14 protein-coding genes, 3 tRNA genes and 1 pseudogene are annotated in these 12,326 nt (G+C 68.1%); 13 read left to right on the plus strand and 5 right to left on the minus strand.

The genetic code is table 11. The features are described from left to right. Positions 1-21: 21 nt before the first annotated feature. Complete coding sequence (locus tag OHT21_RS27800) at positions 22-234, plus strand: hypothetical protein (RefSeq protein ID WP_328771053.1); 213 nt, start codon at positions 22-24, stop codon at positions 232-234. A 33-nt stretch (positions 235-267) separates the two neighbouring features. On the opposite strand, the gene OHT21_RS27805 is transcribed toward OHT21_RS27800, so the two are convergent. After that, complete coding sequence (locus OHT21_RS27805) at positions 268-648, minus strand: nuclear transport factor 2 family protein (protein WP_328771054.1); 381 nt, start codon at positions 646-648, stop codon at positions 268-270. Positions 649-779: 131 nt separating this feature from the next. Further along, positions 780-1,436 (minus strand): SDR family oxidoreductase, encoded by a 657-nt coding sequence (locus OHT21_RS27810; protein WP_328771055.1) that lies wholly within the window; start codon positions 1,434-1,436, stop codon positions 780-782. A 147-nt stretch (positions 1,437-1,583) separates the two neighbouring features. On the opposite strand from OHT21_RS27810, the gene OHT21_RS27815 reads away from it, so the two are divergent. Then, positions 1,584-2,615 (plus strand): hypothetical protein, encoded by a 1,032-nt coding sequence (locus OHT21_RS27815; protein ID WP_328771056.1) that lies wholly within the window; start codon positions 1,584-1,586, stop codon positions 2,613-2,615. Between the two features lie 276 nt (positions 2,616-2,891). Here OHT21_RS27815 and OHT21_RS27820 read toward each other — a convergent pair whose 3' ends face one another. Next, positions 2,892-4,142, minus strand: a complete 1,251-nt coding sequence (locus OHT21_RS27820; protein ID WP_328771057.1) for an amidohydrolase family protein — start codon at positions 4,140-4,142, stop codon at positions 2,892-2,894. A gap of 256 nt (positions 4,143-4,398) precedes the next feature. Between OHT21_RS27820 and OHT21_RS27825 the strand changes: the two genes are divergently transcribed. The 8 genes and pseudogenes from OHT21_RS27825 (at position 4,399) to OHT21_RS27860 (ending at position 8,171) form a co-directional block, all read left to right on the plus strand. Then, a tRNA-Thr gene (locus tag OHT21_RS27825) sits at positions 4,399-4,471 on the plus strand. Between the two features lie 44 nt (positions 4,472-4,515). Continuing rightward, positions 4,516-4,588: transfer RNA gene (locus OHT21_RS27830), tRNA-Met, on the plus strand. An 89-nt stretch (positions 4,589-4,677) separates the two neighbouring features. Further along, on the plus strand, positions 4,678-4,842 hold the full coding sequence (rpmG, locus tag OHT21_RS27835) for a 50S ribosomal protein L33 (RefSeq protein ID WP_003948671.1): 165 nt from the start codon (positions 4,678-4,680) through the stop codon (positions 4,840-4,842). A 127-nt stretch (positions 4,843-4,969) separates the two neighbouring features. Continuing rightward, positions 4,970-5,422 (plus strand): MaoC family dehydratase N-terminal domain-containing protein, encoded by a 453-nt coding sequence (locus tag OHT21_RS27840; protein ID WP_033319605.1) that lies wholly within the window; start codon positions 4,970-4,972, stop codon positions 5,420-5,422. A gap of 5 nt (positions 5,423-5,427) precedes the next feature. After that, positions 5,428-5,856, plus strand: coding sequence for a MaoC family dehydratase (locus OHT21_RS27845; protein ID WP_328771058.1), 429 nt, complete (start codon positions 5,428-5,430; stop codon positions 5,854-5,856). Positions 5,857-5,971: 115 nt separating this feature from the next. Beyond that, positions 5,972-6,577, plus strand: a pseudogene (locus OHT21_RS27850) (MFS transporter); the annotation flags it as partial. Positions 6,578-6,671: 94 nt separating this feature from the next. Next, positions 6,672-7,052 carry a DUF3291 domain-containing protein gene (locus OHT21_RS27855; protein WP_328771059.1) on the plus strand — a complete coding sequence of 127 codons (381 nt, stop codon included), beginning with the start codon at positions 6,672-6,674 and terminating at the stop codon, positions 7,050-7,052. Between the two features lie 57 nt (positions 7,053-7,109). Further along, positions 7,110-8,171, plus strand: a complete 1,062-nt coding sequence (locus tag OHT21_RS27860) for a UDP-N-acetylmuramate dehydrogenase (RefSeq protein ID WP_328771060.1) — start codon at positions 7,110-7,112, stop codon at positions 8,169-8,171. Positions 8,172-8,209: 38 nt separating this feature from the next. Here OHT21_RS27860 and OHT21_RS27865 read toward each other — a convergent pair whose 3' ends face one another. After that, positions 8,210-9,226, minus strand: a complete 1,017-nt coding sequence (locus OHT21_RS27865) for an adenosine deaminase (RefSeq protein ID WP_328771061.1) — start codon at positions 9,224-9,226, stop codon at positions 8,210-8,212. Positions 9,227-9,384: 158 nt separating this feature from the next. Then, positions 9,385-10,611, minus strand: a complete 1,227-nt coding sequence (locus tag OHT21_RS27870) for a pyridoxal phosphate-dependent aminotransferase (protein ID WP_328771062.1) — start codon at positions 10,609-10,611, stop codon at positions 9,385-9,387. A 203-nt stretch (positions 10,612-10,814) separates the two neighbouring features. Here OHT21_RS27870 and OHT21_RS27875 point away from each other — a divergent pair. The 3 genes from OHT21_RS27875 (at position 10,815) to nusG (ending at position 12,222) form a co-directional block, all read left to right on the plus strand. Then, positions 10,815-10,887 (plus strand) — tRNA-Trp (locus tag OHT21_RS27875). Positions 10,888-10,995: 108 nt separating this feature from the next. Beyond that, positions 10,996-11,283, plus strand: a complete 288-nt coding sequence (gene secE / locus OHT21_RS27880; protein WP_328771063.1) for a preprotein translocase subunit SecE — start codon at positions 10,996-10,998, stop codon at positions 11,281-11,283. Between the two features lie 78 nt (positions 11,284-11,361). Further along, positions 11,362-12,222 (plus strand): transcription termination/antitermination protein NusG, encoded by an 861-nt coding sequence (gene nusG, locus OHT21_RS27885; protein WP_328771064.1) that lies wholly within the window; start codon positions 11,362-11,364, stop codon positions 12,220-12,222. The last annotated feature ends 104 nt before the right edge of the window (positions 12,223-12,326 follow it).

Below are 12,326 nucleotides of genomic sequence, written 5' to 3' on the forward strand. Positions count from 1 at the left end.
CGGCTTCGTACGCTGGTCCGTATGTCGTCACGCCGTAGGAATTGCCCCGAGTGCCGTCGGGAGATCGCCGTCGTCGCCGGGCGGTTCGCGCGGCACGACCCGCCAGGAGCGCGTGAGAGCGGGCAGCTCGTATCGTGCCCCGGGTCGCGCAGGCCGGCGCAGCTCGGGGCAGTCCAGCCAGGGCTGGATGAATACGTCGTGCCGGACTTCCCCGGCCAGCTCCCCCTGTTCTGACCAGCCCGGCACTTCAGCCTGACAGGCCAGACGTCAGAGGACCGGCCGTACGTCCATACGGCTCACCAGGCCCTTAGGACCGAAGCGGTACACATGCTCGACCAGTTCCTCCGCCCAGTGATCGCCCGCATCGTCCCGCAGGCCCTGACGCACGGTGGCGACCACCCGCTGCCCGTCCTCGTCGAGACGCAGCCCCTCCAGCCGTACGAGGGGATGCGCGGCCTCGAACTGCGCTGCCCAGTAGGCACGTACCTCGTCGTGGCCGTGCAGGCGTACCCCGTCGGCGACGTTCGGCCAGTCCACGTCCGGGGACAGGCAGTGCGGGACGAATGTGTCGCGTTCAGCGGTGCTGAAGACCTCGTACATCCTCTGCAGCAGGGCCTCCTGCGCGGCGGGAACCTCGGCGGCGGACACGGCAACTCCTCGGCTCGGGCGAAAGGCTGAAGGGACGTGTTCAGGCAACCAGCGGCCCACGCCCGCCGCCGCCCCTTGGGCGAGAGCGAACAGCACTGGACCACCTAGGCCGGGCCTGGAATTCGGCCTCCTCAGTTCCCTGCTACCGACTTCACCGCTACGGACACCGGCGCCGACCCGCTGATCAGCTCCAGTGTCAGCCCGGCCGTCGCCGGAGTGTCCAGCAGCTCCGCGATGACGGCCGCGACGTCATCGCGCGGGATGGGTCCGCGACCGGTGGACGCCTCCAGGCGTACGAGACCGGTGCCGGCGTCGTTCGTCAGCATCCCGGGGCGCAGGATCGTCCAGTCCAGGCTGTTGAAGCCGCGTATGTACGCATCGGCTTCGCCCTTGGCGCGCAAGTACACGTCGAAGACGTCGTCCCCGGGATGCGACGGGTCCGCGCCCATCGACGACACCATCACGTACCGCCGCACCCCGGTCCGTACCGCCGCGTCCGCGAAGAGGACGGCAGCACCCCGGTCCACGGTGTCCTTGCGGGCCGCGCCGCTGCCCGGGCCCGCGCCGGCCGCGAAGACGGCGGCGTCGGCGCCCTGCAGATGCGCGGCGACCTCCTCGACCGAAGCCGACTCCAGATCGCACAGGACCGGCTCGGCGCCGGCCGCCCGCAGATCGTCTCCGTGCTCGGGGCGTCGGATGATGCCCGCGACCTCGTCACCGCGTGCGGCGAGCAGCCGCTCCAGCCGCAACGCGATCTGACCATGACCTCCAGCGATGACAATGCGCATGTCTTCGACCGTACGCCCGGACACTGACACGCGCCGCACAACCCTGTGGATAACTCATGAGTCTCCTGAGCGATCAACGAACAACGACAACGATCGCTGAGTAACGAGGGTGACGCCGCGTGGCGTCAAAAGGAGACCGTCTTCGCCATGACCGCAACCCTGACTGCCATACGAAAGCCCCTTACCGCGGCCGGTTGCGCCGTAGCACTGTTCGCAGGTGCGGCCGCTTGCGGCACGGTCGATAACCTCACCGCCGGGCAGAAGGTGGACCGCGCCGTCGAGCAACTCGGCGAACAAAAGTCGCTCTCCCTCGAGTTGGGGCTCCACGCCAAGCCATCCGCGCTCACGAAGCTGGCTGCAGAGGCGGAGGGGGGCGAGGAAATGCCGCCCGAGTTCGCGAAGTTCTTCACCGGGTTGCGCGTCAAGCTGTCCGTCGAGTCGAAGAAGCCGCTCGCCGACTCGGGCGAGAAGGACCTCGTCGGTGTGGGCATGCGGGTTTCGGGAGCCGACGGTGTCCTGGCCGAGTTCCGGGTCGTCGGCGACTTCACGTACTACCGCGCCGACATGGAGGCGCTCGGCGAGGCGATGGGCGTCCCGTTCCCCACGGTCGACGAACTCCCTGAGAGCGAGAAGGAGCTCAGGAAGGTCCTCGAGGGCGAGTGGGTCAAGGTCGACAACTCCGAACTCGAGAAGTCCGGCAAGGGCACCTCGGGTTCCGAGGAGATCGACACCAAGACCCAGCAGAAGATCCTCAAGGCCGTACGCGGTGTCGTCGCACGCGAGGTCACTTTCAGCAGCAAGGGCGGCAGTGACGGCACTGAACAGATCGTCGCCAAGGCCTCGTTCCGCGACCTGCTCACGGGCGTCTTCAAGAAACTCCGGCCACTGGCCGACGATTTCCCGGCAGGCACGGAACTGCCCACCGACAAGGACCTGAAAGAAGCCCCCGACAAGAAGATCGCCGTCAACTTCTCCCTGAAGAACGGCGACCTGACCCGCGTCTCGGTCAACCTCGCCGCCCTCGCGGACAACGCGAAGGGCACCCGACTCCCGCTCGTCCTCACCTTCGGCAAGGCGTCCGACGTCAGCGCCCCGTCCGGCGCCACCGAGGTGCCCGCGGGAGAGCTCATGGGCCCCGGCAACCCGTTCACAGGCGGGATGCTGGGCAGCGGCTTCTGACCCCAGAAGCCCTCGAAACAGGCCTGTCGGCGCCCAAGCCACCGGCGTAGGCAAGAACAACGGCACGCGCGCGTGGACCTCACATCCGGCCACGCACGCGTGAGCCCCGTACCCGAACACCGACCGCGCGCGTGGACCTCAAGGATGTCCACGCGCGCCTGGGCCGCAATCACCCTCCACGCGCGCGTGGACCTCAAAGATGTCCACGCGCGCGTGAACCCTAATCACCCCTGCACGCGCGCGTGCACCCCAAAAACGCTCCACGCGCGCGAACCCTCAAGAGGGCCCCCCACCTCGCCCCTGCCGAGGCAGATCCAACGCCACAGCCGCGGCCGAGCCGCAGAACTCCCGCACCGCGTTCGTGCGTGCCACCACCCGCCCCTGATGCACCACGATCCGGCTGTACGCGAGCGACAGCGCCCCCGCCAGCCGGTCCCCGCGCACGGCGAGCAGCTCGGCCGGGAATCCGGCCTCCACCCGCACCTCGGGCAGCCCGAGCGCCGCCCGCGCCGACGAACTCACCGCGTCGTACGCGTCCTCGGGCCGGAGCCCGTAGCGCGAGGCCAGCAGATACGCCACGTCCAGCGGATCTCCGCGCCCCACAGGGTTCGATACGTCCCTCAGGGCGCCGCTGCCCGCAACGACCCGTACCCCGGCCGCCCGCAGCACTCGTACCGGAGCCGTCCCGCGCCGGTCGACGCCCGAGCAGCCGCCCTGGGGCAGGCAGACGACGGTCACTCCGGCTGCGGCGAGCTGTTCCGCGGCCCGCGCCGCCACCTCCTGGGGCAGCCGCCCGAGCCCGCCGCAGGGGCCAAGCGTCACCCCGGGCCGTAGCCCGCCCGCCATCGCCGCGAACCGGGCGAGCCGAGCCGGATCGTCACCGTCCGTGTGCAGATCGACCGGGCAGCCGTGCTCGGAAGCGACCTCCAGGACCGCCTCCACATACCCCGTCGGATCGGGGTCGAGATCCGGACAACCGCCCACTACGGAGGCACCCATTTTCACCGCGTCCCGCAGCATCGCCAGCTCCTCGGCCCCGGCGAGCCCGGTCAGCACCCGCGGCATCGCCACCGTCGTCAGCTCGGCGAGCCCCCGCAATGTGCGCCGCGCCTGGAGCACCGCCGCCAGCGCGCCGAGCCCCTGGACGTCGCCGATGCGCACGTGGGAACGCAACGCCGTGGCCCCGTGCCCGAGGTACAACAGCGCGGCCTCGGTCATGCGGCGCTGGACCTCCTGATCGTCGTACGAGACCGGACCGTCGCCGTCGGCCGACAAGGCCGTGTCGCCGTGGGTGTGCGGCTCCACGGGGGCCGGCAACAGCAGGTAGCCGGCGAGATCCACGCGCGCGGTGTGCATGCTGAGGCTGCCGGCCGTACCGACCGCCTCGATGCGCCCGCCGCCCAGCCGCACGTCCACGGTGCGGCCGTCGGTCAGCCGCGCACCGCACAGCAGCAGGGCGGAGCCATCGGTCCGGCCCGACGAGGAACCCGACGACGGAGGGGGCTGCTGCGGCAGGCTGTCGGGCATCGTGCTCCTGGCTCTCGGGGCGGCTGCGCAGAGGGAACCTGTGATCACGCAGCGTGAGTCGAGCCTAGGGTGACGAGCAGGGCGCTTCGAGGAGGAGCGGAATAGTCGTACCGGTGTGGTCCGCCGTGCATAGGGGGCTGTTGGAGCGCTTGTGAAGCTCCTGGGAGCTGCGCAGAACGCTGGGGACGGGGGCGGACAGGTACGGCGAAACGGATTTGGGCGAACGGCTGCCGAGCGTGTAATGTCTTCATCGCTCGCCCCAATAGCTCAGTCGGCAGAGCGTCTCCATGGTAAGGAGAAGGTCTACGGTTCGATTCCGTATTGGGGCTCTGGTGTGTGAGGTTTCCGTCGTGAGGTGGTCCGATCGCATCGCAGCGGTGTAGCTCAGTCGGTAGAGCAAGCGGCTCATAATCGCTGTGTCACCGGTTCAAGTCCGGTCACCGCTACTGACAGTAGCCGATTGTGGGGTCGGTCCTCCGATCGGCTACTCTTCTGTGCGTTGTACCGTCCCATCCGTTCGTCAAGGAGCACTCACGTGGCTGCCACCGACGTCCGCCCGAAGATCACGCTGGCCTGCGTGGAGTGCAAGGAGCGGAACTACATCACCAAGAAGAACCGGCGTAACAACCCGGACCGTCTTGAGATGAAGAAGCACTGCCCGCGTTGCAATGCGCACACCGCGCATCGCGAGACGCGATAAAACAGGCTCGTACACGAGGCCGTCCCCAGCTAACGGGGGCGGCCTCGCGTCGTTGTCGGCTCGCCGGGCCGAAAGTCACGCATGCTTGTTCCGGGCAATCACAGCGAACATCAGGAGGTACCGAGCCATGGCGCTCGACCAGTCCTTCGTGGGGCGGTCCTACCCGCCCACCGACCCCTATGAGGTCGGCCGGGAGAAGATCCGCGAGTTCGCGGAGGCAGTGGGGGATCCCAACCCCGCCTACACGGATCCGGAAGCCGCCAAGGCGCTCGGGTACGCCGATGTGATCGCCCCGCCCACCTTCGTGTTCGCGATCACCTTCAAGGCCGCGGGACAGGTCGTCCAGGACCCCCAACTGGGCCTCGACTACAGCCGGGTGGTGCACGGCGATCAGAAGTTCGCCTACAAGCGACCGGTGCGCGCCGGGGACCGGCTGACGGTCGTCTCGACCATCGAGGCGATCAAGTCCATGGCGGGCAACGACATCCTGGACATTCGGGGTGAGGTCCACGACGAGGCGGGCGAGCATGTGGTGACCGCCTGGACGAAGCTTGTGGCCCGCGCGGCAGAGGAGGGCTGAGGCGTATGGCGGCGAATATCACGTACGACGACATCGAGGTCGGCACCGAACTGCCGGCTCAGACCTTCCCGGTGACCCGGGCAACGCTCGTGCAGTACGCGGGCGCCTCCGGGGACTTCAACCCGATCCACTGGAACGAGAAGTTCGCGGTGGAGGTCGGCCTGCCCGATGTCATCGCGCACGGCATGTTCACGATGGCCGAGGCGATCCGGGTCGTCACCGACTGGGTGGGCGATCCGGGCGCGGTCGTCGAGTACGGCGTGCGCTTCACCAAGCCCGTGGTCGTCCCGAACGACGACAAGGGGGCCACGATCGAGGTCAGCGCCAAGGTCGGGGCCAAGCTCGACGACAACACCGTGCGCGTCGACCTCACGGCGATGAGCGCGGGACAGAAGGTCCTGGGGATGTCACGGGCGGTCGTACGACTCGCCTGATGGCATGCAGGAGTGCATGAGTAAGGGGCACGCTCCATGGAGGCGCGCCCCTTACTCATGCACTCTGCACGGCTTTCCACGACACCCCTTGACCTAGGTAGTGAGTGGCCACTAATTTAATTCGATCTTCCTGCTCAGCCAGTACCTGCAGGGCGTTCTCGGCTACTCGCCCACCGAGGCGGGACTGCGGATGCTGCCCTGGACCGGTATGCCGATGCTCATCGCGCCGGTCGCCGGCTATCTGTCCGACCGCATCGGCGGACGGCCGGTCGTCGCCGCAGGCCTGTTCCTGCACGCTGCCGGGCTGGGCTGGTTCGCCTCGATCGCCGAGACCGACACCTCGTTCGCCGGGCAACTGCCCGCGCTGATCATCAGCGGCGTCGGCATGTCCCTCTTCTTCGCCCCGGCTTCGAACCTGGTCATGTCCAGTGTCCGGGGGCCGGAGCAGGGGATCGCTTCCGGTACCAACAACGCGCTGCGCGAAGTCGGCGGCGCGCTCGGTATCGCCGTGATGGCTTCGATCTTCTCCGCACAGGGTGGCTACGAGACCGGCCAGACCTTCGTGGACGGACTCAGGCCCGCGCTGTGGGTCGGCGCCTTCGCCGTAGCCATGGCGGGCGTCGCTGCACTGCTCACCCCGGCTCGCCCATGCGCAGTCGAGGTACGTACTCCGGGCGATGAGGCGGCGCCCGCACCGGTCCTGGAGACGATCTCGCGCTGAGAGCTGAGTTCGGAAACCCAACCTTCGGTTCGCAACAGGTTCAGATGGCAAACCCACGTGAGTTCGGAAATCAAACCTTGGAAGGAGTTTGATCATGCCCACCCTCCCCTGGACCGTGCCGAATATCCCACCGGAGCGCACGGAAGCGCACGTCTTCGCCTCCCGCTTCGAAACCCGCACCCTCTGGGGAGCGCTCAAGTTCCTCCTCAGGACGCCGGGTGTCTGGCAGCAGGTGCGCAAGGCGCCGGGTGTGTACGGGGCCTCCCTGAAGGCGGCGCCGTTGGGGCGGACCTTCTGGACGCTGTCCGCCTGGGAGTCGCCCGCAGCGCTCAAGGCCTTCGCCCGCTCCAGCGCCCATGAGCCGACCGCCCGAGGGCTCAGCCCTCAGATGCGGGACGCGAAATTCGTCACCTGGACAGTGACCACGGACGACCTCCCACTGGACTGGTCGGACGCGCTCCGGCGTCGCCTGTAACTCGAGTCCCACGGAATACGGCCCCGCCCTGACCGGCGCGGCCGTTCTCGTACCCTTGTGCACGTGCAGGAACTCCACGACGCCCCACTGGCCCCACTGACCACCTTCCGGCTCGGCGGTCCCGCCGCGCGGCTGATCACCGCGTCAACCGACGCCGAGGTGGTCGCCGCCGTCCGCGAGGCCGACGACACCGGTACGCCGCTGCTGCTCATCGGCGGCGGCTCCAACCTGGTCATCGGCGACAAGGGCTTCGCGGGAACCGCCCTGCGCATCGCCACCAGCGGCTTCGAACTCGACGGTACGAAGCTGGAGTTGGCCGCCGGTGAGGTGTGGACCGACGCGGTCGCCCGCACTGTCGAGGCGGGCCTCGCAGGCATCGAGTGCCTCGCCGGAATCCCCGGCTCCGCGGGCGCGACACCCATCCAGAACGTTGGCGCGTACGGCCAGGAAGTGTCGTCGACGATCACCGAAGTGATCGCATACGACCGGAAGACCGGCGAAACGGTCACCATTCCGAACGCCGAGTGCGCCTTCTCGTACCGCCACAGTCGCTTCAAGGCCGACCCCGAGCGCTTCGTCGTCCTGCGCGTCCGCTTCCAACTGGAGGACGCGGACGGGCTCTCCGCGCCGATCAAGTACGCCGAGACCGCCCGCGCCCTGGGCGTCGAGGCCGGCGAGCGGGTACCCCTCGCGGACGCTCGCGAGACCGTCCTGAAGCTGCGCTCCGGCAAGGGCATGGTCCTGGACCCCGAGGACCACGACACCTGGTCGGCAGGGTCCTTCTTCACCAACCCGATCCTCACGGACGAGGAGTTCGCGGCGTTCCACGCGCGCGTGCAGGCGCGTCTGGGCACGGACGTCACCCCGCCCGCGTACCCGGCGGGCAACGGCCACACCAAGACCTCCGCGGCCTGGCTGATCGACAAGTCCGGCTTCACCAAGGGCTACGGAACCGGCCCCGCACGCATCTCCACCAAGCACACCCTCGCCCTCACCAACCGCGGCGAGGCCACCACCGAGGACCTGCTCGCCCTGGCCCGCGAGGTCGTCGCCGGAGTCCACGCAGCCTTCGGGATCACACTGGTCAACGAACCGGTGATGGTGGGCGTCAACCTCTGATCGACCCACTGCCGCCAGGGCGGAGCGCCTACCGAGGATCAGGCAAGCCAGTCGTCGATCCCCGACAGCAACTTCTTCTTGACGTCCGGAGGCGCAGCCGATCCCCGTACCGACTGCCGCGCCAGCTCCGCCAGTTCCGCATCGGTGAATCCGTGATGACGGCGCGCGATCTCGTACTGGGCGGCCAGGCGCGAGCCGAACAGCAGGGGATCGTCCGCGCCGAGCGCCATAGGGACCCCTGCCTCGAAGAGTGTGCGCAAGGGGACGTCCTCCGGCTTTTCGTACACCCCTAGGGCGACGTTCGACGCCGGGCACACCTCACATGTCACCCCACGGTCCGCGAGCCGTTTCAGCAGCCGCGGGTCTTCGGCGGCCCGCACCCCGTGCCCGATCCGCGATGCGTCCAGGTCGTCCAGGCAGTCGCGCACCGACGAGGGCCCCGTCAGCTCGCCGCCGTGCGGAGCGGCGAGCAACCCGCCGTCACGCGCGATGGCGAAAGCCCGGTCGAAGTCCCGTGCCATGCCCCGGCGTTCGTCGTTGGAGAGCCCGAAGCCGACGATGCCGCGGTCCGCGTACCGCACGGCCAGCCGGGCCAGCGTGCGGGCGTCCAGCGGGTGCTTCATACGGTTCGCGGCCACCAGGACCCGTATCCCGAGCCCTGTCTCGCGCATGGCCGAGTCGACCGCGTCCAGGATGACCTCCAGGGCCGGAATCAGACCGCCCAGGCGAGGCGCGTACGACGTCGGATCGACCTGGATCTCCAGCCAGCCGGAGCCGTCCCTGAGGTCCTCCTCGGCAGCCTCGCGCACCAGCCGCTGAATGTCCTCGGGCTCTCTGAGGCACGACCGCGCCGCGTCGTACAGCCGCTGGAAACGGAACCAGCCCCGCTCGTCCGTGGCCCGCAGCTTCGGCGGCTCCCCGCTGGTCAGCGCGTCGGGAAGATGGATCCCGTGCTTGTCGGCCAGTTCCAGCAGGGTGGTGATCCGCATCGACCCGGTGAAATGCAGGTGCAGATGGGCTTTCGGCAACTCAGAGACATCACGTACGTCTTGCATCCCAAGATCCTGCCGTACGTCGCTGCCGAGTCGGTAGCTCTTTCCCCGAACGTGGTCTTGCTCGCACTGAGAAGCGGGCCGCCTCCCCGAAGGGAAGCGACCCGCACACGCGCGTGGAGCACGAAAATAAAAACGACGCCCCTAGGACGTACGAAAACTCAGGCCCGTGCCTCCGCCAGCAGCTTCTGGATCCGGGAGACACCCTCGACGAGGTCCTCGTCCCCGAGGGCGTACGAAAGCCGCAGGTATCCCGGAGTGCCGAAGGCCTCGCCCGGGACGACCGCGACCTCGGCCTCCTCCAGGATCAGGGCGGCCAGCTCGACCGAGTCCTTCGGGCGCTTGCCGCGGATCTCCTTGCCGACGAGGGTCTTCACGGAGGGGTACGCGTAGAAGGCGCCCTCGGGCTCGGGGCAGACGACGCCGTCGATCTCGTTCAGCATCCGCACGATCGTCTTGCGGCGCCGGTCGAAGGCCTCGCGCATCTTGGCGACGGCGTCCAAGTCGCCGGAGACGGCGGCGAGCGCGGCGATCTGCGCCACGTTCGACACATTGGAGGTGGCGTGCGACTGGAGGTTCGTCGCGGCCTTCACCACATCCTTCGGGCCGATGATCCAGCCGACACGCCAGCCCGTCATCGCGTACGTCTTCGCCACGCCGTTGACCACGACGCACTTGTCGCGCAGCTCGGGCAGGAGGGCCGGCAGCGAGACGGAGGCGGCGTCTCCGTAGACGAGGTGTTCGTAGATCTCGTCCGTCATCACCCACAGGCCGTGCTCGACGGCCCAGCGGCCGATGGCCTCGGTGTCGGCCCGGTTGTAGACGGCGCCGGTCGGGTTGGACGGGGACACGAAGAGGACGACCTTCGTCTTCTCCGTACGGGCCGCCTCCAGCTGCTCGACCGAGACGCGGTAGCCGGTGGTCTCGTCGGCGACGACCTCGACCGGGACACCGCCGGCGAGGCGGATCGACTCCGGGTACGTCGTCCAGTACGGAGCCGGGACGATCACCTCGTCGCCCGGGTCGAGGATCGCGGCGAACGCCTCGTAGATGGCCTGCTTGCCGCCGTTGGTCACCAGGATCTGCGAGACCTCGGGCTCGTACCCGGAATCGCGCAGCGTCTTGGCGGCGATCGCGGCCTTCAGCTCGGGAAGGCCGCCGGCCGGCGTGTAGCGGTGGTACTTCGGGTTCTTGCACGCCTCGATGGCGGCCTCGACGATGTAGTCCGGCGTCGGGAAGTCGGGCTCACCGGCGCCGAAGCCGATCACCGGACGTCCGGCGGCCTTCAGGGCCTTGGCCTTGGCGTCCACAGCGAGGGTGGCGGACTCGGAGATCGCACCGACTCGGGCGGAGACCCGGCGGTCGGTGGGAGGGGTTGCAGCGCTCATGGGGCCCATCGTTCCAGACCCGAAACGTCCGCGGCATACGGGTTTCACAGACTGAGCGGGGCCCGCCAAAGCCCTTACGGGCGCTATCTGTTCGACGACCGGCCGCCGACCACGTACACTCTCACCTCGTTGGCCTTCACCGGCCGCACGCACCGAGTGCACACCGAGCACTCGGACGGATGCGGTACGTTGAAGGGAAACAAAGGGTCGTAGCTCAATTGGTAGAGCACTGGTCTCCAAAACCAGCGGTTGGGGGTTCAAGTCCCTCCGGCCCTGCTACACACTCCTTCGTCAGGATGTGTGCGCATGTACGTACTGCAATGCACCCGCCGTGCGGCTCGACCGGGCGCGGCACGGCCACGACCCGGAATCAGGTGAGGACGAGTGACGGACGCCGTGGGCTCCATCGACATGCCTGATGCCCAGGATGAGGTGCCGGAGTCCAAGAAGAAGGGCCGTAAGGGCGGCAAGCGTGCCAAGAAGGGCTCGCTGAAGCGTCTCGCCCTCTTCTACCGCCAGATCGTCGCGGAACTCCGCAAGGTTGTCTGGCCGACTCGCAACCAGCTGACGACCTACACCACCGTGGTGATCATCTTCGTTGTCATCATGATCGGTCTGGTGACTGTGATTGACTTTGGACTCGACAAGGCGGCCAAGTACGTCTTCGGCTGAGCCAAGCGCGAAGGGCGCCGTACTCGGCGCCCGCTTTCGCGTGTTCCACCCCTATGTATCCAGGAAGAAGCAGCCACCGTGTCTGACCCGAACCTGAACGACGCCATCGAGTCGGCGGAGTCCGTTGAGGACGAGCTCGACATCGTCGAGGCTGCGGACGCTGAGAAGAACGTCGAGGACGCCGACACCACTGAGGCCACCGAAGAGGCTGCTCTGACCGAGGCCGCCGAGGACGCGTCGGGCGAAGACGCGGCCGTCGCCGAGGAAGCCGCGGAAGAAGCCCCCGAGGGAGCCGAGGCCGCGGAGGAAGAGGCCGAGCCGGTCGACCCGGTCACCGCCCTTCGCGAGGAGCTTCGCGGGCTGCCCGGCGAGTGGTACGTCATCCACACCTACGCCGGTTACGAGAAGCGCGTGAAGGCCAACCTGGAGCAGCGCGCCGTCTCGCTGAACGTCGAGGACTTCATCTACCAGGCCGAGGTCCCCGAGGAAGAGATCGTCCAGATCAAGAACGGCGAGCGCAAGAACGTCCGGCAGAACAAGCTGCCCGGTTACGTCCTTGTCCGCATGGACCTGACGAACGAGTCCTGGGGCGTCGTCCGCAACACGCCCGGCGTCACCGGCTTCGTGGGCAACGCCTACGACCCGTACCCGCTGACCCTGGACGAGATCGTCAAGATGCTCGCTCCGGAGGCCGAGGAGAAGGCCGCCCGCGAGGCCGCCGAGGCCGAGGGCAAGCCGACTCCGGCCCGCAAGGTCGAGGTCCAGGTCCTGGACTTCGAGGTCGGCGACTCGGTCACCGTTACCGACGGCCCGTTCGCGACGCTCCAGGCGACCATCAACGAGATCAACGCCGACTCGAAGAAGGTCAAGGGCCTCGTCGAGATCTTCGGTCGCGAGACTCCGGTCGAGCTGTCCTTCGACCAGATTCAGAAGAACTAGCTTCCCGGAATCCAGAGGGACCGGCTCCTCGGAGCCTTCTGGAACATCCGCTTCCGTCCAGGTCAGGCGATCGCTCGCACGGTCGCCTGACCTGCTCGGTTTCA

Source organism: Streptomyces sp. NBC_00286, from assembly GCF_036173125.1.
Taxonomy (GTDB): Bacteria; Actinomycetota; Actinomycetes; order Streptomycetales; family Streptomycetaceae; genus Streptomyces.

Bases quoted from the DNA above. Each gene is read 5' to 3' on its own strand.
- OHT21_RS27865 (WP_328771061.1), bottom strand. From the start codon at position 9,226: ATGCAAGACGTACGTGATGTCTCTGAGTTGCCGAAAGCCCATCTGCAC.
- OHT21_RS27815 (WP_328771056.1), top strand. From the start codon at position 1,584: ATGACCGCAACCCTGACTGCCATACGAAAGCCCCTTACCGCGGCCGGT.
- OHT21_RS27870 (WP_328771062.1), bottom strand. From the start codon at position 10,611: ATGAGCGCTGCAACCCCTCCCACCGACCGCCGGGTCTCCGCCCGAGTC.
- OHT21_RS27820 (WP_328771057.1), bottom strand. From the start codon at position 4,142: ATGCCCGACAGCCTGCCGCAGCAGCCCCCTCCGTCGTCGGGTTCCTCG.
- OHT21_RS27810 (WP_328771055.1), bottom strand. From the start codon at position 1,436: ATGCGCATTGTCATCGCTGGAGGTCATGGTCAGATCGCGTTGCGGCTG.
- OHT21_RS27855 (WP_328771059.1), top strand. From the start codon at position 6,672: ATGCCCACCCTCCCCTGGACCGTGCCGAATATCCCACCGGAGCGCACG.
- OHT21_RS27800 (WP_328771053.1), top strand. From the start codon at position 22: ATGTCGTCACGCCGTAGGAATTGCCCCGAGTGCCGTCGGGAGATCGCC.
- OHT21_RS27845 (WP_328771058.1), top strand. From the start codon at position 5,428: ATGGCGGCGAATATCACGTACGACGACATCGAGGTCGGCACCGAACTG.
- OHT21_RS27840 (WP_033319605.1), top strand. From the start codon at position 4,970: ATGGCGCTCGACCAGTCCTTCGTGGGGCGGTCCTACCCGCCCACCGAC.